Annotated in this window: 25 protein-coding genes; 19 read left to right on the top strand and 6 right to left on the bottom strand. The window is 41.0% G+C overall.

The window, feature by feature from the left end; all coding sequences use genetic code 11:
• The first annotated feature begins 35 nt into the window (after nt 1-35).
• The 5 genes from BMW94_RS29520 (at nt 36) to BMW94_RS29500 (ending at nt 6,385) form a co-directional block, all read left to right on the top strand.
• A complete protein-coding gene (locus BMW94_RS29520) occupies nt 36-1,307 on the top strand; it encodes a Gfo/Idh/MocA family protein (RefSeq protein WP_091002175.1) in 1,272 nt (423 codons plus the stop codon).
• A 322-nt stretch (nt 1,308-1,629) separates the two neighbouring features.
• Nucleotides 1,630-2,754: a GntR family transcriptional regulator gene (locus BMW94_RS29515; protein WP_091002174.1), complete on the top strand. Its 1,125-nt coding sequence runs from the start codon at nt 1,630-1,632 to the stop codon at nt 2,752-2,754.
• A gap of 456 nt (nt 2,755-3,210) precedes the next feature.
• The gene (locus tag BMW94_RS29510; protein WP_091002173.1) at nt 3,211-4,512 is read left to right on the top strand and encodes an ABC transporter substrate-binding protein; all 1,302 of its coding nucleotides are present in this window, start codon (nt 3,211-3,213) and stop codon (nt 4,510-4,512) included.
• Nucleotides 4,513-4,595: 83 nt separating this feature from the next.
• Nucleotides 4,596-5,531, top strand: a complete 936-nt coding sequence (locus BMW94_RS29505; RefSeq protein ID WP_091002172.1) for a carbohydrate ABC transporter permease — start codon at nt 4,596-4,598, stop codon at nt 5,529-5,531.
• 17 nt (nt 5,532-5,548) lie between these two features.
• On the top strand, nt 5,549-6,385 hold the full coding sequence (locus BMW94_RS29500) for a carbohydrate ABC transporter permease (RefSeq protein WP_063564008.1): 837 nt from the start codon (nt 5,549-5,551) through the stop codon (nt 6,383-6,385).
• A gap of 275 nt (nt 6,386-6,660) precedes the next feature.
• On the opposite strand, the gene BMW94_RS29495 is transcribed toward BMW94_RS29500, so the two are convergent.
• Nucleotides 6,661-7,224: a hypothetical protein gene (locus tag BMW94_RS29495; protein WP_091002171.1), complete on the bottom strand. Its 564-nt coding sequence runs from the start codon at nt 7,222-7,224 to the stop codon at nt 6,661-6,663.
• Between the two features lie 265 nt (nt 7,225-7,489).
• Here BMW94_RS29495 and BMW94_RS29490 point away from each other — a divergent pair, with 265 nt between their 5' ends.
• The 7 genes from BMW94_RS29490 to BMW94_RS29465 all read left to right on the top strand — a co-directional run bounded on the left by BMW94_RS29490 (nt 7,490) and on the right by BMW94_RS29465 (nt 11,365).
• Nucleotides 7,490-7,741 (top strand): hypothetical protein, encoded by a 252-nt coding sequence (locus tag BMW94_RS29490; protein WP_254790418.1) that lies wholly within the window; start codon nt 7,490-7,492, stop codon nt 7,739-7,741.
• Between the two features lie 49 nt (nt 7,742-7,790).
• Nucleotides 7,791-8,387, top strand: coding sequence for a chloramphenicol phosphotransferase CPT family protein (locus BMW94_RS29485; protein WP_091002169.1), 597 nt, complete (start codon nt 7,791-7,793; stop codon nt 8,385-8,387).
• Nucleotides 8,388-8,482: 95 nt separating this feature from the next.
• Nucleotides 8,483-8,698, top strand: coding sequence for a hypothetical protein (locus BMW94_RS29480; protein WP_175480887.1), 216 nt, complete (start codon nt 8,483-8,485; stop codon nt 8,696-8,698).
• Between the two features lie 250 nt (nt 8,699-8,948).
• The gene (locus BMW94_RS30700) at nt 8,949-9,119 is read left to right on the top strand and encodes a hypothetical protein (RefSeq protein WP_175480886.1); all 171 of its coding nucleotides are present in this window, start codon (nt 8,949-8,951) and stop codon (nt 9,117-9,119) included.
• A 136-nt stretch (nt 9,120-9,255) separates the two neighbouring features.
• A complete protein-coding gene (locus BMW94_RS29475) occupies nt 9,256-10,296 on the top strand; it encodes an ABC transporter substrate-binding protein (RefSeq protein WP_091002167.1) in 1,041 nt (346 codons plus the stop codon).
• A 1-nt stretch (nt 10,297) separates the two neighbouring features.
• The gene (locus BMW94_RS29470) at nt 10,298-11,074 is read left to right on the top strand and encodes an IucA/IucC family C-terminal-domain containing protein (RefSeq protein WP_091002166.1); all 777 of its coding nucleotides are present in this window, start codon (nt 10,298-10,300) and stop codon (nt 11,072-11,074) included.
• 45 nt (nt 11,075-11,119) lie between these two features.
• A complete protein-coding gene (locus tag BMW94_RS29465; protein WP_091002165.1) occupies nt 11,120-11,365 on the top strand; it encodes a hypothetical protein in 246 nt (81 codons plus the stop codon).
• Nucleotides 11,366-12,227: 862 nt separating this feature from the next.
• Here BMW94_RS29465 and BMW94_RS29455 read toward each other — a convergent pair.
• The 4 genes from BMW94_RS29455 to BMW94_RS29440 all read right to left on the bottom strand — a co-directional run bounded on the left by BMW94_RS29455 (nt 12,228) and on the right by BMW94_RS29440 (nt 14,972).
• Complete coding sequence (locus tag BMW94_RS29455) at nt 12,228-12,863, bottom strand: ATP-binding cassette domain-containing protein (protein WP_091002164.1); 636 nt, start codon at nt 12,861-12,863, stop codon at nt 12,228-12,230.
• Between the two features lie 19 nt (nt 12,864-12,882).
• Complete coding sequence (locus BMW94_RS29450; RefSeq protein ID WP_091002163.1) at nt 12,883-13,629, bottom strand: hypothetical protein; 747 nt, start codon at nt 13,627-13,629, stop codon at nt 12,883-12,885.
• Complete coding sequence (locus BMW94_RS29445) at nt 13,626-14,573, bottom strand: YydG family radical SAM peptide epimerase (protein ID WP_091002193.1); 948 nt, start codon at nt 14,571-14,573, stop codon at nt 13,626-13,628. Before BMW94_RS29445 ends, BMW94_RS29450 begins: the two co-directional genes overlap by 4 nt.
• A 270-nt stretch (nt 14,574-14,843) precedes the next feature.
• The gene (locus tag BMW94_RS29440) at nt 14,844-14,972 is read right to left on the bottom strand and encodes an epipeptide YydF family RiPP (protein ID WP_091002162.1); all 129 of its coding nucleotides are present in this window, start codon (nt 14,970-14,972) and stop codon (nt 14,844-14,846) included.
• 301 nt (nt 14,973-15,273) lie between these two features.
• Between BMW94_RS29440 and BMW94_RS31075 the strand changes: the two genes are divergently transcribed.
• On the top strand, nt 15,274-15,678 hold the full coding sequence (locus tag BMW94_RS31075; RefSeq protein WP_254790417.1) for a hypothetical protein: 405 nt from the start codon (nt 15,274-15,276) through the stop codon (nt 15,676-15,678).
• A gap of 69 nt (nt 15,679-15,747) precedes the next feature.
• The gene (locus BMW94_RS29435) at nt 15,748-16,995 is read left to right on the top strand and encodes a helix-turn-helix domain-containing protein (protein ID WP_254790416.1); all 1,248 of its coding nucleotides are present in this window, start codon (nt 15,748-15,750) and stop codon (nt 16,993-16,995) included.
• Between the two features lie 254 nt (nt 16,996-17,249).
• Here BMW94_RS29435 and BMW94_RS29430 read toward each other — a convergent pair whose 3' ends face one another.
• Complete coding sequence (locus tag BMW94_RS29430) at nt 17,250-17,570, bottom strand: hypothetical protein (RefSeq protein ID WP_139209444.1); 321 nt, start codon at nt 17,568-17,570, stop codon at nt 17,250-17,252.
• A gap of 446 nt (nt 17,571-18,016) precedes the next feature.
• On the opposite strand from BMW94_RS29430, the gene BMW94_RS29415 reads away from it, so the two are divergent.
• The 5 genes from BMW94_RS29415 to BMW94_RS29395 all read left to right on the top strand — a co-directional run bounded on the left by BMW94_RS29415 (nt 18,017) and on the right by BMW94_RS29395 (nt 21,518).
• Complete coding sequence (locus BMW94_RS29415; RefSeq protein WP_091002158.1) at nt 18,017-18,274, top strand: hypothetical protein; 258 nt, start codon at nt 18,017-18,019, stop codon at nt 18,272-18,274.
• A gap of 144 nt (nt 18,275-18,418) precedes the next feature.
• The gene (locus BMW94_RS29410) at nt 18,419-18,892 is read left to right on the top strand and encodes a hypothetical protein (protein ID WP_091002157.1); all 474 of its coding nucleotides are present in this window, start codon (nt 18,419-18,421) and stop codon (nt 18,890-18,892) included.
• 51 nt (nt 18,893-18,943) lie between these two features.
• Nucleotides 18,944-19,639, top strand: coding sequence for a hypothetical protein (locus tag BMW94_RS29405; RefSeq protein WP_175480885.1), 696 nt, complete (start codon nt 18,944-18,946; stop codon nt 19,637-19,639).
• A gap of 319 nt (nt 19,640-19,958) precedes the next feature.
• Nucleotides 19,959-21,194, top strand: a complete 1,236-nt coding sequence (locus BMW94_RS29400) for a WXG100 family type VII secretion target (RefSeq protein ID WP_091002155.1) — start codon at nt 19,959-19,961, stop codon at nt 21,192-21,194.
• 12 nt (nt 21,195-21,206) lie between these two features.
• On the top strand, nt 21,207-21,518 hold the full coding sequence (locus tag BMW94_RS29395) for a hypothetical protein (protein WP_254790415.1): 312 nt from the start codon (nt 21,207-21,209) through the stop codon (nt 21,516-21,518).
• Nucleotides 21,519-21,930: the final 412 nt, after the last annotated feature.

The raw sequence follows: 21,930 nt of genomic DNA, 5'->3' as shown, positions 1-21,930 counted from the left end.
TCCGTAGATTTCAGATCATAAAGGAGTGAACAAATATGAGTCAACTGAAAGCAGTCCTGATTGGAGCAGGTGCGAGGGGAGCGGGTGGCTATGCACCCTATGCACTTGATTATCCGCATGAGCTTACCTTCATTGCGGTTGCCGAAGCCGATCCAGTGAGAAGAGCAAGATTTGCTGAGAAGCACGGGATTCCGCCGGAACACTGTTATGAGACTTGGGAGCCCCTGTTGGCTGAACCTAAGCTGGCTGATATTGCGGTTATTTGTACACAGGACAGAATGCATTATGGCCCAACCATGCAGGCTTTAGATAAGAAGTATCATGTTATGCTGGAGAAGCCGATGTCTCCTGATCCGAAGGAATGTCTTGAGATGGAACAAGCGGCCAGAGATAATGACCGGCTGCTGACGATCTGCCATGTGCTGCGGTACACCCCGTTCTGGAATACGATCAAGAAGGTGATACAAGAAGGACGTATCGGAGAAATTGTCTCCATTCAGTTGAATGAGAATGTGGGTTACTGGCATATTGCCCACAGCTTCGTGCGGGGAAATTGGAACAATTCCAACACATCCAGCCCGATGATCCTGTCCAAGTCATGCCATGATATGGACGTATTATCCTGGCTCGTGGATCAGCCTTGCCTCAAGGTCAGTTCGTTCGGATCTCTTAAACATTTTCATGAAGGCAATGCACCGGAAGGTTCGGCTGACAGATGCTTGGATTGTGCCGTAGAACCAACCTGCGCGTATTCTGCACCAAGATTTTATTTGAGTGACCAATTCAGGGGTTGGGCAGGACATTTTACACAGGAGCTGACAAAGCCGAATATCATACAGGGCTTGCGTGATACCGATTACGGCCGGTGTGTATACCGGAGTGACAATAATGTGGTAGATCATCAGGTTGTGAATATGGAATTTGAAGGTGGAGCTACGGCCATGTTCAGTATGTGCGGCTTTACATTTGAGCAGGAACGTAGAATCCAGATCATGGGGACGAAAGGAGAACTTCGCGGTGAGGAAGATCAAATTACGGTGTACGACTTTTTGACACATCAAAAAACAGAAATCACAATCCCTTCTCAAACTAGCGGTCATGGTGGGGGAGACAGCGGCATTGTGAGAAATTTTCTGGATGAGGTGCGTCACTATAACGGCCAGGAGAGCCTGACATCGGCTGCGGCTTCCGTCCGGAGCCATCTGATCGCATTCGCAGCTGAAAAGTCTCGGCTGAACGGGGGCGAGTCTATTGATCTGAATGAATATGCCCGTCAGCTTATGGTGAAGGAAGAGTTATCTAAATAATCAGCAGTGTATCGATAAGCTGCCCCTCAAGGTATGAATATATTGTGAGGGACAGCTTTTTTTTGTTCGTTTGGGGTTCGAGAGTTATCTTCACGGACCTTCAATACCATCGTATCCACTAAGATAAACGGGAATTAACTGTCGACTAATCGTCGGTTATTCCATGCCCCTACCATGGGGGCTAACGGTATGCAGAGGTGTGACACCGTAGACGTGGAAAACGCCATGCCACAGAAGTTCGCCCAGTAATCTGAGTAACTTTGCGAATTACTTCTTGTGTAATATACTTAGTATACTAATATTATGATGTCAGGGTGATTTTGTGGAATTGCATTTATACGAGCAGATATATATCTATATTGTACAAGAGATTAAAGAAGGTCGGTTAAAAGAAGGAGACCGAGTCTCTTCTGAAAAAGAGTTGGCTGAAAAATTTGGCGTCAGTCGCATTACATCTAAAAAGGCTCTGGAGAAATTGGCGGATTCTGGGGTTATTAAACGAATACAAGGGAAGGGTTCATATGTGGCCGATGGTATAATTGGAGGACAAGAACCGAAGCACTATTCAGAGGTAAAAACGACCTTGGTGCCTGAGGATGATAAGCGGTTGATCGGTTTTATTATACCGAATTTTTCTGACGAGTTTGGCCTACAGCTTCTTAGATCGATGGAAAAGCGAAGTGCTGAGCATAATTATCAACTCATTATCAAGCGAACTTGCGGGGATCGGGATGAGGAAAAACGCGCGATCGACTTATTTATTGGTTTGGGCATCAAAGGATTAATCGTGACCCCCATTCATGGTCAACACTATAATTCGGAACTGCTTCGACTTGTATTAGATCGGTTTCCAATTGTTTTGGCCGATAGATATCTAAAAGGAATCCCGGTTTGTTCCGTATACACAGACAATAAGAAAGCTGCCATGGATCTTACGCGTCATCTGATTAGCAAAGGACATAAAAAAATTGCCTTTTTGTCTCCGCCGGAAGAGAACACGTCAACATTGGAGGAACGGCTGCTCGGATATACGTTTGCCTTCACCCAAGAAGGAATGAACTTGAACAAAGATTATGTATTGACGAACTTGAAGGGCACCCTTCCCATGAACATAAACGGAACAGCGATTGAAAGTGATAAAGAAACAGTAAAGCATTTTTTGAAACAAAACCCTGATGTAAAGGCGTTTGTCGCGTCGGAATTTCTAATAGCTACCATGCTGGCTCAGGTCATCCACTCGATGGGGAAATCTCTGGAGGAATTCGAGATTGTTTGTTTCGACTCCCTGAACGATCACTTGGGTCAACCCATCTTCACACATATTAAGCAGGATGAGAAGCAGATGGGTGAATTGGCAGTGGATATGCTAATCTCTCAGTTGCATGGAACAGCAGTTCCCGAGCTGAACATCATTGAACATCGTATGGTCGTGAAAAATAACAGGTAGGGGGTTAATACAAGCGCAGCTCAACAAAAGCAAGCATATTGTCCAAAGTGTCGAGAAGTCCCCAGGGGCTTATCGGCACTTTTTTTGATATCAGAAATATAAACTTCGAAGCATGGACCTCCCTGACCTGATATCGCAAGAAAAACTTCTTCTAGACGCGGTCTGTCTTCTGTGAAGGTCGATTTATATATCTAATTATAACCATACGTCATGAATATTTATGTCGTAATATTGCAATTGACATGCTTTATGATGTCATATTAGTATACTTAGTATAACTGGTATAACCAGTAGGATTCTTATAAAAATTCACGGCGTTCATCATTTTCTGATTTTAATAGTTCATATCATCAATCTTGTTAGCGCTTACATACATTGTGGAACTATCAGAAAAATGGAGTGGATTCTATAGGAATTCAAGTTAAACGAATGAATTTAACTTAAGGGGGACTTTGAATGAGGAGATCCAAAAAAATCGTATTTCCAATTCTTGTTTACTTTCTGGCTATGTCACTACTTGTAACCGCTTGCTCAACGAATGGAGGCTCAAGCGATCAGGACGGAGAGGGGAATACAACGGTTACGATGTGGCATGGTCTTACCTCCATTGATTTAGATAATTTGAATAAAGTCGTGAAGGCATTTGAGGAGAAAAATCCTACCATTAAAATGAAATTGGTTTATACAGAATCCAGCGAGGGATCCGATCAGAAGCTGCTGACTGCAGTTGCAGGCGGCAATCCTCCTGACGTTGCACTTTTCGACCGGTTTAAGGTCGGTACTTGGGCTGCGCAAGGTTCTTTGACTGACTTATCCTCGATGGCAGCAGAATCCGGAATTCGTAAGGAAATGTATTATCCATTTGCTTGGGAGGAGTCCAGTTATCAAGGAAAGCTTTATGCCATGCCGATGGATACGGACTCTCGCCTGCTATTTTACAATAAGGATCATTTCAAAGAAGTAGGGCTGGATCCCAACAAACCACCACAAACGATCGCCGAGCTTGAAGCGGCCTCCGAAAAGTTAACCATTAAGGAAGGTAAACGTTTCAAACGGATCGGGTTCATCCCATGGTATTCGCAAGGCTGGCTGTACACTTGGGGATGGGCATTTGGAGGAGAGTTCCAGAACGCTGCCACCGGCAAAATTACCGCCAATGATCCTAAAGTCGTTGAAGCGCTACAATGGATGACCGACTTCGGCAAAAAATACAATGTCGAGGATATTGCCGGATTCACAAGCGCAGCTGGCACGGAGGAAATGGATCCGTTCATTTCCGGTCAAGTCAGCATGAAGATAAGTGGAAACTTTACGGTGAAGGGTATCGAAAAATTTAAGCCGGATTTAAACTTCGGTGTTGCACCAATACCGACCCCAACAGGTACTAATTTTACGACATGGTCGGGAGGTGGGTCCGCTATTATCCCTAAAGGCGCCAAGAACGTCGCTGCTGCTTGGAAATTCCTCGAATTCTTAGGGAAGGAAGAGGGGCAAACGTTATTAAACGCTGACTCTCAAATTTCCGTTATCGATTCGGTTAACGACAAATACGGTTACAAGGACGATCCGATTATGAAGGAATTTATTAATATTTTGCCCAATTCACACAACCGACCGGTTATTCCTGAAGGACAGCTGCTGTGGAATGAGTTAGCTTCCGCAACGGAAAAGGCTACCCGTGGTAACGGTACTCCGAAAGAGAACCTGGATAGAGTAACAGAGACGGTTAATAAGGCTTTAGAAAAATACGACAAATAGGGTGCTCGGTAGGCAGGGAGTGAAGCGAACCGAACCTCTCTCTCCTTGCCTACTCATGAATGACCATTGGAAGGAGAATGCACATGGCGAAACTAGCCGATTCAGTTCAAGTAAACGCAATTCCATCGGCAAGGAAACGAGCACTTCACAGAACTAACGTGACTGGGTGGCTGTTTGCTTCACCTTGGGCTATAGGGCTGCTGTGCTTTTATGCAATTCCGATGCTAATGTCCATCTACTTCAGCTTCACTACGTACAGCATTCTGCAGCCTGGTGAATTTGTCGGAATGAGTAATTATAGAGATCTATTTCATGATCCTCTGTTTTGGAAATCCATATATAACACGCTTTATTTCACTGTATTTTTTGTCCCATTAAGTATATTTTTCGGTGTGGCACTCGCTATGATGTTGAATATGAAGGTCAAGGGGATGGCTATATTCAGAACGATCTTTTTCTTGCCTACACTTGTTCCACAAGTGGCTTTGGCAGTTCTGTGGATGTGGCTGTTACATCCAAACTTCGGATTGGTGAACGGGATGTTAGCGCATATCGGTATCGATGGGCCTTCTTGGCTTGGTGGTGAGGCGTGGTCCAAGCCTTCGCTCATCCTGATGTCGCTTTGGGGTATTGGGCAAGCTGTCGTTATCTACCTTGCTGGACTAGGAGACATCCCTGATGAGTACTATGAAGCAGCACAGATCGATGGAGCTAACTGGTTTCAGAAAACGAGAAAGGTAACCCTGCCTTTGCTCACGCCCGTTATTTTCTACAACCTTGTCATGGGAATGATCGGTGCATTCCAACAGTTTACTCTTCCCTATACGTTGACCAAAGGGCAAGGAACTCCTGCAAATTCCATGACTTTTTACGTCATGTATTTATATGAGAACGGATTCAGGTATTTCAAAATGGGTTATGCCTCCGCAATGGCCTGGATCTTATTTATAATCGTTATGGCATTAACCGGAATTATTTTTATTACGTCTAAACGCTGGGTTCATTATCAAGGGAAATAAGGAGGGGGAAGTAAGGGATGAATCCTACCGCTATCAAAAGAATCAATCGTGCGTTAGCCTATTTATGTCTAATTGTTGCGTCTGCATTTTTCATTATTCCGTTCATTTGGCTGCTTTCGACTTCTCTTAAACCACTCACACAAATCTTTACATTCCCCCCAGAGTGGATTCCGCATCCAATTCTGTGGAGTAATTATTCCCGTGCCGTTGAGTATATCCCTTTCTGGACATATCTGAAAAACACGGCGATTATAACAATCGTTAGTACCCTTGGTGTGATCATATCCTGTCCCTTGGTTGCCTATAGTTTTGCCAAGTTAGAGTACCGTGGGAGAGGTATACTTTTCTTTGTGACTCTCGCTGTTATGATGATCCCCGGACAGGTGACGATGATTCCTCTATTCCTGCTGTTTACTAAATTAGGTTGGGTAGGAACATCTCTTCCACTGATTGTACCCCAGTTTTTTGGAGTGCCCATTTACATTTTTCTATTGCGACAGTTTTTCATGGGACTGCCTGATGCCCTCCGCGAAGCGGCCCGCTTAGACGGCGCTAGTGAGTTCCGCATATATTTACAGATCATGTTTCCACTAGCCAAATCCGCCGTTTTAGCCGTGGCATTGTTTCAATTTATGGGGAGCTGGACTGATTTCATGGGCCCCTTGCTCTATTTAACCAATGAACCATCTTACACGGTTTCGCTCGGATTGCAGCAATTTCAGAGTCAAAAGGGATCCGAATGGGGTCTATTAATGGCGGTATCCACCTTGATGACATTACCTATTATTGTTTTGTTCTTTTTTCTTCAAAAGACGTTTATTAGCGGCATTACATTTAGCGGTATAAAAGGTTGAACAATCATACAGGGTGGAATAGATAGCCCTATTATAAATTGTAAAATCAAAAGAAACCGTTCCTTGGTAAATGGGTGTGCAAGCAACCATATACCAAAAGAGACGGTTTCTTTGTACATTCAACATACTATGAATTAACTTTACTGCCAACCAATGAAAAAGAAAAGTATTTCTATATATACAATTTTAACTTTTATTATAAAAAAATGGATGGGGAAGAGTAACTGTTTGGAGTTGTTTCGACTCAAATTAATCATTCGATAGCTGGTGGACTGCTATTGAACTTGCTGTATATTATACTTTTCCATTACCGAGCCACGGAATGCCTTGTAATCTGATAACGCTTGTGCAGTGGAGGATTGAGGTACACTATATTGAGTTATCCCTTCCAAGCTGAATTTTCCCAAGTTATCATTGATTAATCCATAATCACCAAAGGAGTTTTTCATCAAAAAGAGCACACTTCTATCACCCTTCTGCAGTTCTATATAGTCATTAACTGTGTACTTGACGTCTCCTTCCAGGCTAACGGGTTCAATGATTGTTAATTCGTTCTGATCTGAAGGGAAATCGTCGGGTTTCTTTAGTATCTTTTCAATCTTGATGTTCGTATTGGTGTGAAAAGACTGCATGGTTCCATCACCAATGACGATTAGTTCAGCGAACGCATCCAGCTTATCTATTTCATGAAATGTTAGGGAGTTAGCTGAAAGGTTGACGACATTATGAATGGGCTTCTCCGGTTTCGATTGACCAATCATATATGCTAATGTACCTATGGAGAAAGCTAAGAATAACAATACAAAGGTTAGTATTATTTTATTTTTGAAAAGAGACATGATCTCACCCACTCCGTGAATTTGAGTTCCTTGCAAGGATTTTGCTGCAGTTCTACTATATACATAACTGAAAATTATTGTAAATTAATTATAAAAATATTATAAAATGTAATTATTGAATTCGAAATTCAATAACTCAAGGGAACTATAGAAGGAATTGATATCAATGACATTAAAAAACATATTTCATGAAAACCCAACGAAACTAGGGAACGAGAGAATGGTTAAATACGGAGATGAGATTTTTACAGAAGAGAGATTACTCATGTCGGATCAAGCCCTGGATACTTTTTTGCACCAGTTAATAGCACTACAAGGAACGAAAAATTCCGAGCGCATGATGAAGGCTGTAGAAGAAATTGTGGTTAGGTTTAACAAAATGAATGAGGCCCAAGATTATTTTATTGAGACGATGGAACGTGAAGAATTGGCTGATTTTATCGACAAGGCGGCCAGGCTTGCAGGGTTGGAGATCCAGGAGGATGAAGATATTACGGAAGAATGGAGAGAGTGGTAGTTCGGCCGAGCCGAAGCGTTTTTTAGTTTTATAGATAAGGGTGATAGATATGGAAAAAGGACTCATTATATTTTTGAACGGAACATCAAGTTCGGGGAAAACAAGCATCGCGATGGAAATGAAGAATCAGGGAGACATTCCGTTTCTTCATCTATCTGTAGATCAATTTCTCCATAATTATGATCAATTCATCGATACTACATACCCAGATATGAAACCAACTAGAGAAGTAGAGCACCATGTGATGACAGATATCCTGTTCGACCCTATCAATTCGATGTACTGTGCAACCATTAAACTGTTTTCGGAAATGGGTTTGAATGTCATCGTGGATACGGTCATCAGCAATGACAAGTGGTTTAACGGTTTTTATGATTTGCTTTTGGATTATACGATATTGTTTGTAGGCGTGCAGTGCTCGAAAGAAGAACTCACCAGAAGAGAACAGAGCAGGGGAGATCGCGAGATTGGACTTGCCCATTCCCAGTTCGACTACATCTACTCCTATGATGAATATGATCTGGAAGTGAACACGGAAGAGCTTAGCTCAGCTGCATGTGCGGAAAAGATATTTAGTTATATAAATTCTAGTCAGGAATACTCGGCATTTAAGAAATTAAGTAGAAGAGAGGTGAAAACATCGTAATAGAAATGAATTTAAGACCAAAGCTAGTAAGCTGGCGTTTTGATGATGAGGTTAGGTCGGATCATCCGGAAGAATGGAACTGGATAGAGATCACAATGGTTTTTACAGATGGTTCCAGACGATGGAGCATCTTATATACACCAGAACGTTTGCTAAATAACTTGTCTAGACCGGACATTGACCCACCAGGTCTTCATATGCAGCAACTAATTGTTGTTAGAAGCTATGAAGTGGATGACATTGAGAGAGTGCTGAACGTTTTTGATGAAGAAGATAAATTGATCGGGGCATCAAGGGAATATCCAGAGTAGCTTCGAAATGATGAGTTCTATATCAGATGTGTTAATACATGTTATGTTTCAAATGATTGGAAGGTTGTCTGATTCTCTATGGAATAGAGAAGGGCCTTCCTCTTTTTGATTTTATAATTTTGGTGGACAAGCGAGAGAACGCTATGAATCCTGAAGATCATATTCAACACATGTTACAGGCAATCATTGAAAAAACACAATCCATTATCAACGATAGACATAAACAACCTTCGGCTCTTTGGAGTATTTCTTGGAGCATATTATAGCGTATCGGGATGAACAGCAATACTTGTCTAACGAGTGGCATATCCGCACACCGCGCTGGCTAGGGGAGTATGGAAATACGCCGGAGGAAGAAGAGCCTCTTTCAGACATTTACCGACTGCAAGCGTATATCGCTGAGAAATTAAAGGGCGGATAAGCGGCTGGTGATGTCGCATTAGTCCGGCTCAAATGTCGCAAAAGTACATGGTAACGCGATGCGGAGATCGTATATACTCTCTTTATGTTTCGATAATGAAAATCATTATCAGTATTATACATAAGGGGGATTCATCATGAATCAAGTAACAAAGGGGCAGGCTGCCGGAAGCAAGGCATACACTGCTCACAAATCACGATTATTCATGGGCTTGATGTTGGCCCTTATTCTTGTCCTGACGGCTTGCGGTGCCGTAACAGGTACAGATAGCGGTAATCAGCCTGCGGCAACGCCAGCGGAGACACCTGCGAATGCAGAAACACAGACAGACGGAGCTTTTCCCGTAACGATCACGCATATGAAGGGTGAGCTGACGCTAAGCGAAAAACCACAGAAAATTGCAGTGCTTGATGTTAAGTTTCTCGATCAAATGTTAGCTGTTGGCGAGAAGCCGGCTGGCAGTGTCATCGCTGGAGGCAACACCGATTTTCCTGAATACTTAGGAGATCAGCCGAGTGATGTACAGGTTCTGGGTACACGGGACGAGCCTAATTTGGAAGCGATTGTAGAACTAGATCCAGACCTGATTATCATGACCGACTTTCAAGAGAAACAGTATGAGAATGTAAGCAAAATTGCACCTACCCTTGTACTCGACTTCTACGAAGATTGGCATGATACATTAGCCACGGTCGCTAAGATTACTGACAAGCAGGACGAAGCAGAGAAGGTGCGTAAAGCGTATGAGGACAAAGTCGCCGGACTGAAGGCGAAACTGTCGGAGAAGATGGGGGAAGAAACGGTCGCCCTTATTCGTCCGAGAAAAGAAGGCATTCGTGTTCATGGTATCGAGCATCGCACAGGCGGCATTCTTTATCAGGATTTGGGTTTAAAAATGCCTGCACTCGTTGAGGGAATCAAGGATGATACCTCCGTTGAAATCTCAATGGAGAAGGTTCCTGACATTGGGGCAGATCGTTATTTTGTTCTGTCGGATGAGCTGTTTGCGGCAGAGGCAGAAGCTATGGTGAGTAATCCCGTGTGGAAGTCCCTTGATGCTGTGAAAAATAACCGCACATATGACGTAAACTCAACACTGTGGATTGCATATTACGGACCGCTTGCGATTAATCTGATTGTAGATCAGGCATCGGAAGCCCTGCTCGGATCGAACTAATATGAACCCATATCTCTCGACAGACTTATGGAAAGAGACGGTAGAGGATCATTCGATTTTGCTTGGTGAGCCGCCAGAACATAGTGTCCGTACCATTGCTCTAAGTGAACTGCATGACGAAGAGGCGTGCCGGGAGTATATCAGCTGGTTTCAGGAGTATATCGATGCGCCTGATATGAAGGTTGCCGCTTCCATGTTAGCCAAGCGGCTTGGCTATCTATGGACGACTCCGCTCGTGACCGCGATGACGTTTCATCATCAGCATGTGACGTTTCAGTTGGAAAACAGTTATCTCTATCATCCGGCGCTCTCAGATCATGACGGTGGTACACGGTTCCCTTTTCTAGCGGTGAATGGGCTTCAGGCTGAAGGACTAACGGGAGACAGGGGAGCATGGCGGGAAAAGGTGCTCGAGGAGATGTTTGCGGTACAGCTGACACCGCTGTTAAAGACACTTGCTGCGATTGCACCTCTTTCGATGAGTATTCTCTGGGAGAATATTATGGTGAGAATTGGCCGACTATTCGCTCCTGATGAAGGTGAGACGGAGCAGGAACGTAAGATCATTCGAGAGGACTTCTCTTATCTGACGCAGGTAGCATCCGGACAAGTGTTTGGTGAGAGGAAGAATCCGTTAACTCACTTCACCGATTGTAAGGACAATGTGCATGTTGCCAAAAGTGAGCGGATCACCTGCTGTTTCTATTACCAGATGTCAGGGGAATATTGCCTCAAATGTCCGAAAATTGACAATGAGAATGAATCTCAATTAAAATGACAACAGCAACAATTTTACCATTGCTATTGTCAGGAGATGAGAGAAATGCCGCTGCAAGAACAGACAAGTGGTTGGAGTGATACGACGATCAAGATGCTTGACGGGTATAGCGGTACTTTGCAGACAGGCAGCGTTTTACACGAAAAGGATATAACTTATAATGTACTGCTGCTGGCATACGGAGGGGAAGGGGAGCTCGCAATGGATGGCGAGGGTTGCCACATTGGAGCTTCTTTTGCCTCTCATGTGGTGAAGGGATCATCCTACACGCTGACGGCCAAATCAGTTTAGGGGGAGGAATTACAGCAAAAAACTCTTCGGATTCAGAAATACGCAACCTTTATGCTTTGATGGGACAATCCATATCATGGTGTAAAAAGAGTTGATAGCAGATTGCCCCCAATTCCAGCTGCTTGTACATCAACTTTTTAGTCAATTCCGAGCTTTAACCAACGTTTGTTCATCAGTTTACTTATCAGAACACTCACTAAAAATAAAATAAGATTATAGACAATAACCGTTAATACATTGCTTAGAGAAATGAAATTGCTCCCTTGTACAAACACTTGGTCAATATGGGAATAAAGGAGATTCGAAGCGTCGAAAACAGCAACATAAGTAAATTTATCTGAACTGGCTACTAAAACGACACCTAATATCCAGTATAAGATGCTTAAACCAATACTCATCAAGATGTTAGATGAAAGCAAACTGATTGTTCCAATAATGAGGATGTATTGTGTGACTACAGACGTCAACAAAAACACCATAAGAAAAAACAGGCTAAAATCTTTGTACACAATAGATACAAATGAAAGTAATATTGTGATTAAAATAAGCGATTCCATAAAAAGTACGGCAACTTTATTCAAGAAAAATTTAAGACTCTCATAGGATAACAGCCTATAAAACAGAATGGTTTTGTTAGAGTATTCTTTATTAACGAAGAATGCAATGATAAACGAGAACATTAAAAATCCAAATTGAGTAAACACAGTATACGTACTGAAGAGATATTCTCGATAGCTTAGGGATGTAACTTTATCAATACCGATAGGAAGGAACCAACCGATTAAGAACGACAATATAAAAATAAGTGCCAGAAACATAAATACTTTATTAAATAGGCTTTTTGCAAATTCAATCATAGTCACTAGTCCTCAATATATATTTTTATTAGTTGATCTTTGTCCTCGTATTGCACTAGCTTTTTGTCTTGAAAGAGGAAGTACCTCCCCTCGATGTTTTTGAGATCTGATAAATTGTGAGTGATGTTTAATATGATTTTGTTAGAATGCTGCTTGCCATAGATATTAAGAAATTGGTGAATCTCATTTACTGTTGTTTTATCCAGTGAATTAGTGATTTCGTCGAGTATGATAATTCCCTTATTTTCTAAAAGAAATGATACCAGCTTAAGCTTCTGTTTTTGTCCATCGCTTAAATTTTTAATGAGAATGTTGGATGGTATATTTGCGATATTCAATAAATCACTAAGCTGATCCAGCATCATCCGATCATATCTTTTAATTAATATTTTAAAAAGCAGTTTTGCGGAAATATCTTCAGGTATATTGGAATAACTTGAGATTACGGTTAGATTTGAGGATAGTTGTTTCGGGAAAAAACCGCTCTTATTTAGAATAAAGTCTTTCGCCAATCTGGATTTACCTACCCCGTTCTTCCCTACAATATGGTTGACACTCCCTGGTTGAAAATGTAAATGTGCGTGATCAAGCAAGAGATTATTTTTGATTCTTAACGTATAGCCACTTATATCTAAAACCATGGCATGAATTCCTCCTCTTCTAAAACCACAATAATACTGAACGTATTGCTAGTAATACTCCAATAATCTGAATTATTTTAATAATCAAATGATTTTTCTTGGAGTCTTCAAATTCATCTTTATTCAGAAGTGTAAGTAAAATTTTATATCCATCAGAGTTCAACACGGGGATTACATTCCATATTAATGCTAAAAAGAAGAAAATGTATGATACCGACAACATATCCATTTTCAAGAATAATGTATTGATGATCTGGATCGTTAAAATAATGAATAAATTTATGTGAATACCTGCTGAATGAACAATGAGCTTTTCTTTTTTTGGTAACATATAAATATCGTTTAGTTGAACATAAAAAGAAGGAAAAACATAAAAGTTCATTTTGAATCCCACTTTATTATGCTTTCGTCCAAAAAAATTCATGGATTTTATGTGGCCTAGCTCATGAATAAAGACATTAAAAATCATGTAAGAAGCAAAAATGAAATAGTTTTTCAAGTTATGTTCAAACCAAGGGAATTTATAACCGAAAAAATGAATAAAATAAAGATTAGACACAAGAAGTACTAATAAAAGTGTGATGTAAATGGTGAAATTCACAGAATTAATTTTACTCTTATATTCGGTTAGCTGCTCCTTTAAAGTTTCATTCAAATGGAGAATACTTGTCTTATAAAATTCTTTTTTGCACTTATCTTTAACAAACACTTCTTTTTCTACAAAAATTTCATATTCTTCGTTTTCAAACGTAAAGCACTGCTTCATACCATATTCTCGTAATAATTCATCATATATGTTGTTAACAAATCAATATTCTCTTCCGTTTTAAATAAAATATTGCAAATGTTACATATGGATGAGAATTGTTCCGGAATTTTAATGTGATTAAATTCAGGGTTGTTCTGAACTACATCAATAAACCATTTAAACCCTTCCTTTCTCATAATGTAAAATAGAAGATTGGCGTTTAATTTTTCGATGGTTCTATCAAATGTTTGATCCATACTTTCTCTCAAATGCAATTTGGTACTAAATACCGCTGGCGAGCAACAAGGATATATTTGACCATCAAAATGATACACCACTTCAAATCCAGGACATTGCAAACTCCTTTCGTTACTGAGTTTATAAATATGTTGAAAGCTGTCCGGGTCTTCATTCTTTGCTTCTCCAACTGGCATGAGTGGAAACTTTGTTACTCTGATCCCAAGCAAAGATTCTCCCATATATTCTAATATACGATTAGACATTTTACTTTTTGTTACAGCCATATTTAGCGCTACGCTCGTATTAGAGAAGTTTCTGCTACATTCCAGTATATTTTTAATGGCGTCTGCTTTAACGTATGGTTCATGAAATTCATCATAACTTATTGTTAGATTGGTCACATTGTAATACTCCATGTCGTTAAAATACTGTTCTGTTTTTTTTCTACTGATGCCCCAAAAGCCGTTACTAATAAGGGTGATTCTCTTCTGATGAGGTTTTATTATTTCTAATAATTCTTGTAAAAATGGATAGTTTAAAAAAATTTCTCCACCTGTAAATGAAATCAAGTTTACTTTATTATTTTCAGCCAATTCATGGGCAAGTTGTCTTATGTAATTTGGATCCATAGACTGAGTCGATGCTGGAGAACAAGAAAAGCAGCAATGAGCGCAGGCTGCGTTACATTTCGCTCCCAGGTTTATTACCGCATTGTTATACATGAACATTTCCTTTCTACCGTTCTTAAATGAAGTGAGATGTAAAAGCATTATTTCATACACAGTCACTCGAAATTCCTGTTAAATAATTCCTAATAAAGTAGCCAGACCTCATCATTAGTGGTTGGCAGCCTTCAGGCGCAAATTGTGCCAGAGCTCACATGAGTAATTCCCGTATGTATCAAAATTGATGAAGAAGCTTGGAGCTTTAGATGACTCAACCACTAATTTGAGTTTTAGCTTTTAAGAATTCACAGATTCAATAAAGACATATTACTTCGCTCCGCCTCCTGAACCTACAATCCAAGCACCTTCTCCAGATCTGATAAAGTACCACAAATCATTAACTTTAGCCAGTTTCTCCGATTTAGAAATCAATTCTTTAATCTCTAATTTTTTCATATGTACTCACCTCCTTTCAATTACCACTATTATACATGTGATTCTTATACATACAAGTTAAAAATATGTGAAAACTATCAAATAATTGGATGCTGCTGGGGATTAACGAGACTTTGATCAACATTGCTGAAGCTTCTTCTAACAAGTGAATTTCCTTTTCCTCATAGTGTCCGTATTATTATTTTACCTGAGCTACATGACGAAGAGCGTGCCGAGTCCGAAAATTGACAATGAGAAAGAATCTCAACTAAAATGACAACAGCAACAATTTTACCATTGCTATTGTCAGGAGATGAGAGAAATGCCGCTGCAGGAACAGACAAGTGGTTGGAGTGATACAGCGATCAAGATGCTTGATGGATATAGCGGTACTTTGCAGACAGGCAGCGTTTTACACGAAAAGGATATAACTTATAATGTACTGCTGCTGGCATACGGAGGGGAAGGGGAGCTTGCAATGGATGGCGAGGGTTGCCACATTGGAGCTTCTTTTGCCTCTCATGTGGTGAAGGGATCATCCTACACGCTGACGGCCAGATCAGAGGACATTCATTATATTGTGATCATGTACAAGGCTTCTTCCATGGAGGGAGCCTCTCTTGTTGTACCTTCGTTTCGCAAACACCCGCTGCGCAGGTCATTTGTTCAAAACTCGGCAACCCATGCGGATTGGATCGAAAACGCTGAAAAAATCGTTGCCAAATGACGCCGCGGCGAAGGGCTGGAACGTTTTTATGCCAACGCACTGCTCCAGGGCATGATCTACGAGCTGATCATGGCGTATGAACGTGGTCAAGGGGGAGCGGAGTCCGACATGGTGGATGTAGTCGCTTCTTATATCACATCGCACTATCGTCAAAACTTGGAGCTAAAAGAGCTGGCAGCCCTGGCGGGCTGTAGTGTAAGACAGCTGCAGCGACGATTCAAACAAGAGAAGCAGCTTGGTCCGATGGAGTATGTCATTCAGCTGCGTATGGAAAATGCCTCGCGAATGCTGCGTCATACAGATGCTTCGATCGGTGAAATTGCGGACAAACTGGGCTATCGGGATATGTATTATTTCAGCAGGGCGTTTAAAAAGTATGTTGGCGTTCCACCGCTACATTACCGGCATGCCGCCGCTTCGAGAAGAGATGCAGACTATGCGAAGGCTTTGCTGCAAAACCGGACAGCTTCATCCTATGAGTCGGCCCAAGGCCCGGTCATCTGTCATATGCAAGGGGAGTACACCGTCACCGAAACACCAAAGCGTATCGCTGTCCTCGATGTGCAATATGCCGATCACCTGTTAGGGCTCGGGTTGTCTCCGGCAGGGAGTGTAGGAGTGGGAAGCAGCGTGTTATCCTTTCCTCAATCCCTCCGGACAGGACTCCAGCATACCGAATTACTCGGCACGTATGAATACCCCGATCTGCCTGCGGTAGAACGACTTGCGCCGGATCTGATTATTTGCACCGAGGTGCAAGATGAGCATCATGAACGGTTAAGCCAGATCGCTCCAGTGCTCATGTTCAAGCGTAATGAAAACTGGCAGACGATTCTAAGTCTGTTCGGTGAACTGACAGGAAAGCGAGATGAGGCCAAACAGATTATCGCGGATTATCATCGTCGCACGGCTTTGCTGTCTGAGGAGTTGGCTCCGGTATTGGCAGGAAAAAGTGTGGCATTGATCCGTCCGCTAGATTCCCTCGTGCGCGTCCATTCTGCTGCTCATCGCACAGGCGCTGTGCTGTACCGTGATCTAGGTTTGTTCGTTCCGTTATTTGTAGCAGATACCTCCGACACAGCCTATCATATTTCGGTTGAGAGATTACCAGCTGTACAAGCGAGTCACTACTTTTTGCTGAGTAATCAGTTTATGCAGGATGGGATATCTGCGACAGAGCAGCGTGTCTTGGGAATGCTTGATGGGGCGGAGCGACAGCATGTGCATTCGGTGGATGCGGCGACGTGGATCGGCTGTTATGGACCGATGGGGAATAATGGGATCGTGGATCAGATTGCGCAGGCGTTGTTGGGGTGAGGGGGAGTTATACAATTACTCCCCCTATTTCCGTATATTCAGAGTTCATCGAATTAGTGGAGAACTTCTTCAAACAGAGGTGTAACATAATTGAGAATGCAATCATTCTATTATGTAGATCGCATTTGTTTCTTCATTTTATTGTTGCGGAGAACGTTGACAGAAGTAATTGACGAAAGATACAATCCATATATTCCCTATAGTTTCAAAAGCGTTTATATCGATTGATCGTTTTAAAAATATACTTCAACTCTCTATTTAGAATTTTGTTTCTTGGATATTCCTTCAGGAAGCGATAGTGTCTCGACACTTAATGGATCGTAATTTACCAGAACAAATACCTTCTTTTTCTTATCGCCTTCAATGTAGCCATGGAGGCCTAACGAATTGGATAGATCGGGAGGAGAGAATTTATACTCTTTAAAACGAACGGTTACACCGTATTTTTCGAGAACATAATTTGCAGCGAACTTCTCGGCGGAGGATACAATCATCTTTTCTTCTTCGGAGGCACATGCTCCAAGCAAGAGGGAGGAGATGATTAAGATTACAAACAAGAAGATAGGTTTTCTCAAAAGGGACACCTCTACTTTCTTTCATAAAAGGAATAAATGCACTATAAAGATTGAATTATTACTAGTTTACATAATCATATTGAAATGTTCAATTCAAGAGGTATTCATGCGTAACGATTACATTATCGATGAGGTGTATTAGAAAATAATTGATCCTTGCTTACCAGAACAACATTCATGCCGGAAACCCTTTGAGGTGAACAGATTATGCAGGCGTTTTGGTTGGAGAGGCAGGTTTTCATGAGAAAAATAAACCGTTCCGTAGTAAATGGAAGTGAGAGCAACCATATACCAAAGGAGACGGTTTCTTTGTACATTTTACATACTAGAGTGAGGATACATTGGACTAGTTTGGGTGTTATGAACACAGGAATGATATATGAAGTAAGGCTATATGTTAAAATGATAGAAAGTTGAACAAATACGAATAACAGGAGGTATAACACATGAAATGGCAAGGGGTTAGAGAACTGTTCCCTGACCAATTTGTTCTGGTTTCTATCATTCATTATCATGAGGAAGATAACAAAAAAATCGTCGATGAAGTTGCACCAATTCGCACCGTATCAGAACAAGATGCGAATAAAGAGTTTTTTCGAGTAGAGCCTGGTAACGTTGTATATCATACGTCGAATCAAGACTTTGTGATTCATCTCCGTAAAGACCCATTAATGAGAGTGAGACGTAATACGAATGAAAATTAACTATGATGGACAGCTAATTACAACGTCACTTACCGTTACATTTAGAGGAAGAACACTGAAAATAGACGATGTTATTATAGACACTGGATCTTCATTTCAATCATGTTGTTATAGGGAAAGTGGAGATGGAGGATAGACAGTCCTATGAACGAAAAAGTTAAAGGAAAATTAAAAAAGCAATTTCTACTCATCGTTCTATTTATTTTTATAATCGTAATTCAAGTATCTGCCAATAACTTAGCATATCACCCTCCTGCATGGACAACTGCATTATCAATTTTTTGCTTTATTATATTTTGTATACTTGGCCTTGTAACATACCTTGATCTCAAGAAACAAGAGCAGTTCAACACAATTGGACAAATAGTGAATGTGAATAATAACATCGTAATAGTCAAAGGACTGGGACGAGGTAATAGCAAAATTAAAATAAATGATAGTCACATCGTGAGTTTGATGCAGCCCAATGAACTGATTGAAATAACGAGATTAAAATATTCAAAAATGATAACGAAAATAGTATATAAAGACCAAGAGATCATAAAAATAGAGGATAGATCTTCATACACCTCCAATGTTGAGGGAGAGAATGTAGATGAACAACATAAATTCTCATAATTGCAACCTAAAGTTGTCTTTGATCCAGCATCCAAATTTGGGACGGTGGTCATGACAAACATTGCGTTCGAGGAAATCTATTATTATGGACTTATTAGCAAAATCTTTGGTAATAGTACATACGTTAGTTCCGTTACTTCTGAAGGTGGGGGATATTTTCAATCCGCACGACGGGCTTCTTCTAGATTTACTGATTTATTCAGGCAGCTTGATATAACCAAATTTTCAAAAGCGGAGTTAAGTAGTCTGTATAATGTTGTCGAGCATAATGGGGTTGTTGAGAAAATTTCCTACACTCCTTACATGGATTACTTGCCTGTATCGAATTTGAAGGTGAACTTGATTGTAATATCTTTTATTCCTGTTGCGCTATCCATCATTTTCAGTTTAAGTGTGTTGATCGGCTATTTAATCCGGATGCTTCTGTACAGACTAAAAAAGCGAGGAAATCCTTCAACCTATTTTGATAAATATTATCTAGCCATTCATTTTGCAGGCGTGTTACTGCTTATTAATCTTTTCATCATACATACGAGACTTCCAAGTTATCCCGCTCATTCTTCGCTACGGATCAATTTTATGTTTAACCTGCTTTATGTAGTTCTGGCGGTGGCGTATCTTGGCTTGCTTATGTTCAAACTGCGGAAGAGTAGTTACAGCAAAAAGCAAAAAGTGATGTTCATCATGTCTGGCATCTCGGCTTTCATCTTGGCTGCTTTTATTGTGGGATGGAATTTGTATGTTTAGAGGGGGAAACGAGAATATAGATGTTTCAAGTATTCCAAAGGCTCGCAGATGACTCCTATACATAAAGTGATATTATAAGTGGGGCCAATTATAAAGAAGCAGAGACAGCAGTTCCTTATCGGGACCTGCTGTCTTTAAATTAGTTGGACAAGTATATAAACAAAGTCAAGGTAACAACAAAAATGATCAGGGCTCTAGTTCAGATTGTTCAGTGGCTTATTGCTGCAGGTATTTGACACAGGTAATAAATGAACAGTAAAATCCAGATATTCCCTGAATTCAGAAACTAAATATTTCTTTAGTAGGTGTGAGGTACTGTATGACGAGAATTATGGTTACGCCAGAGCAACTTTTCGCAATTAGTAAACAGTTCTCTACAGCTTATACTACTCTTCAACACATGAATGAAAGTCTTCTGCGAAGTATGACTGATATTGAAGCGAACTGGGATGGGAGTACTAGAGAAAGGTTCTACTATGATTTCAAGAAGTCACAGATTGTTATGACTGAAGTTGTCACACTTATGAGTTCAATATCAACTGTGTTACATAACCATGGAGAACGATTTCTCCAAGCTGATCACGGGTCGGAAGGGCAAGTAGACATAAACTGTTTACCACCACCACCGAATGCTTGTGACCCACAGGAAGGTGTAGACGATCGGAATGCAGTTGAGAAGTCTGTAGATAGTTTAAAAGAGCTAGGACAAGCATTTATACAATCGGCAGATCACCGATATCAGAGGAGATATGATAGTGTAGGCGGATTTCTGGATTACTGGACATTTGGTATTCCAAGTGGACTCGTAAACGGGTATGTTGATCGAGCTGACAAGGCTTTAGAGTCACCTCAAGACACACTGAACTGGTTGACATTTGGGGTCCATGGAACGATTAGGGAAGCTGTCCTGCCTACAAATGCGTGGTCAAGTGAACATTGGGCAAGTATGCTTGGTACTGGTGGTATTATATTAGGGGTAAGCTCTGTTTTCAAACCTAAGCTGCATATCGATACCCCTGTCAAATACGATGGCGAGGTAGATTTTAGACAGATTCTCAGTGACGGACAACGCAATGAGCTTCCGCTGACGGATAACCAAAAGATTGAGATAAAGAGTTACTTGAACAAGCTTGATTTCCCCGAAGAAAATATCTTAATCGCACAACCTGGTTATTATGATACCTGGAATACAGGCATGATGTATAATCGCTTGGTCATCAATACGGATGTCTTACCAGCAGCAGCCCCGGGAGTAGGGACTTTGAGTGCGAATACACGCATTTCAATGAATGCTACACTAGCTCACGAGATTGTTGGGCACTATGAGGCTTCTATCGCAGGCAGATCGTTCCCACTTTATGATCTTCCTCCTGAAGTCATCAAAAGAAACTATGCTCTTGATGAGGCTCAGGCAAGTATCCGGGCAGCAAGGTTTGCTCCTGAACTCAATTCTACTGAACGGTATGCTTTATTGAGAGATGCGATGGTTAGACTTCGTAATGCGGATCTCAGAGTGCGAGATGTCAAAGGCGAGCTATTCATAGATCAGAGATAAGGAGGCCATAGGATGGAAACTGAAATGCTGTTTGGCGTGGGGTTAGTCTTCGATACACCGGAATTCGGAACCATCGTTATGGGGGCCAATGAAGAGTTGGATGAGCTACTTCCGTCAACAATCAAAGAGATGATCGGTGAGCAGATTATCATCAAAAAAACGGACGGAGAAGAGCAAGTGTATAAAGTCGTTTCTATTCAAATTAATCATTCTATAGCTGGTAAAAAGAATATCGGTATATGTTTGGGTAAAAGTATATCCCCAGACGAAATACCAACTGGTTCAATTGTTTATTGTTATTCATCTGGACGAATTGATCAATAGTACAGGCTTGGGTAAATATGCTATGGAGAACGCTTCTTTCGAATCTAGCTTGGGATATCGTGCAGAAATACATAGCTGAATCTAGACCGAATCGAGGGCTGTATCCAGGACAATCTTCTGATCGACATCTTACCGAGCAAAGTGTGCAGATGGTTTTTGAAGAAGCTAGACGACGTACAAGAATTTGGAAAAAGGTAAGTTTCCATGCCCTGGGACTCTTCTTTGCCACTCATTTAATGGAAAACGGGACAGATTTCATATACGTAGTTCAGATACTATGTGAAATATATTGTATTTACGAAGTGCATAAATTTAATGTTAGACGAAATAGACTGTGAAAGGACATATATATATATGATAACAATCTCATGTACCAAGAAGCTATTTGATGCTAGTTCTTTTGTCGAAGAAC

Origin of the sequence: Paenibacillus sp. OK003, from assembly GCF_900109515.1 — a bacterium.
Lineage (GTDB): Bacteria > Bacillota > Bacilli > Paenibacillales > Paenibacillaceae > Paenibacillus > Paenibacillus marchantiae.
The sequence above is the reverse complement of the archived record's forward strand: the minus strand, read 5'-3'. Positions and strand labels throughout refer to the sequence as shown.

What these genes read in the sequence shown, in the direction of transcription:
- BMW94_RS29520 (WP_091002175.1), top strand. Translation starts at nt 36, where the DNA reads ATGAGTCAACTGAAAGCAGTCCTGATTGGAGCAGGTGCGAGGGGAGCG.
- BMW94_RS29510 (WP_091002173.1), top strand. Translation starts at nt 3,211, where the DNA reads ATGAGGAGATCCAAAAAAATCGTATTTCCAATTCTTGTTTACTTTCTG.
- BMW94_RS29505 (WP_091002172.1), top strand. Translation starts at nt 4,596, where the DNA reads ATGGCGAAACTAGCCGATTCAGTTCAAGTAAACGCAATTCCATCGGCA.
- BMW94_RS29500 (WP_063564008.1), top strand. Translation starts at nt 5,549, where the DNA reads ATGAATCCTACCGCTATCAAAAGAATCAATCGTGCGTTAGCCTATTTA.
- BMW94_RS29495 (WP_091002171.1), bottom strand. Translation starts at nt 7,224, where the DNA reads ATGTCTCTTTTCAAAAATAAAATAATACTAACCTTTGTATTGTTATTC.
- BMW94_RS29490 (WP_254790418.1), top strand. Translation starts at nt 7,490, where the DNA reads ATGTCGGATCAAGCCCTGGATACTTTTTTGCACCAGTTAATAGCACTA.
- BMW94_RS29485 (WP_091002169.1), top strand. Translation starts at nt 7,791, where the DNA reads ATGGAAAAAGGACTCATTATATTTTTGAACGGAACATCAAGTTCGGGG.
- BMW94_RS29480 (WP_175480887.1), top strand. Translation starts at nt 8,483, where the DNA reads ATGGTTTTTACAGATGGTTCCAGACGATGGAGCATCTTATATACACCA.
- BMW94_RS29475 (WP_091002167.1), top strand. Translation starts at nt 9,256, where the DNA reads ATGAATCAAGTAACAAAGGGGCAGGCTGCCGGAAGCAAGGCATACACT.
- BMW94_RS29470 (WP_091002166.1), top strand. Translation starts at nt 10,298, where the DNA reads ATGAACCCATATCTCTCGACAGACTTATGGAAAGAGACGGTAGAGGAT.
- BMW94_RS29465 (WP_091002165.1), top strand. Translation starts at nt 11,120, where the DNA reads ATGCCGCTGCAAGAACAGACAAGTGGTTGGAGTGATACGACGATCAAG.
- BMW94_RS29455 (WP_091002164.1), bottom strand. Translation starts at nt 12,863, where the DNA reads ATGGTTTTAGATATAAGTGGCTATACGTTAAGAATCAAAAATAATCTC.
- BMW94_RS29450 (WP_091002163.1), bottom strand. Translation starts at nt 13,629, where the DNA reads ATGAAGCAGTGCTTTACGTTTGAAAACGAAGAATATGAAATTTTTGTA.
- BMW94_RS29445 (WP_091002193.1), bottom strand. Translation starts at nt 14,573, where the DNA reads ATGTATAACAATGCGGTAATAAACCTGGGAGCGAAATGTAACGCAGCC.
- BMW94_RS29440 (WP_091002162.1), bottom strand. Translation starts at nt 14,972, where the DNA reads ATGAAAAAATTAGAGATTAAAGAATTGATTTCTAAATCGGAGAAACTG.
- BMW94_RS31075 (WP_254790417.1), top strand. Translation starts at nt 15,274, where the DNA reads ATGCCGCTGCAGGAACAGACAAGTGGTTGGAGTGATACAGCGATCAAG.
- BMW94_RS29435 (WP_254790416.1), top strand. Translation starts at nt 15,748, where the DNA reads ATGGCGTATGAACGTGGTCAAGGGGGAGCGGAGTCCGACATGGTGGAT.
- BMW94_RS29415 (WP_091002158.1), top strand. Translation starts at nt 18,017, where the DNA reads ATGAAATGGCAAGGGGTTAGAGAACTGTTCCCTGACCAATTTGTTCTG.
- BMW94_RS29410 (WP_091002157.1), top strand. Translation starts at nt 18,419, where the DNA reads ATGAACGAAAAAGTTAAAGGAAAATTAAAAAAGCAATTTCTACTCATC.
- BMW94_RS29405 (WP_175480885.1), top strand. Translation starts at nt 18,944, where the DNA reads ATGACAAACATTGCGTTCGAGGAAATCTATTATTATGGACTTATTAGC.
- BMW94_RS29400 (WP_091002155.1), top strand. Translation starts at nt 19,959, where the DNA reads ATGACGAGAATTATGGTTACGCCAGAGCAACTTTTCGCAATTAGTAAA.
- BMW94_RS29395 (WP_254790415.1), top strand. Translation starts at nt 21,207, where the DNA reads ATGGAAACTGAAATGCTGTTTGGCGTGGGGTTAGTCTTCGATACACCG.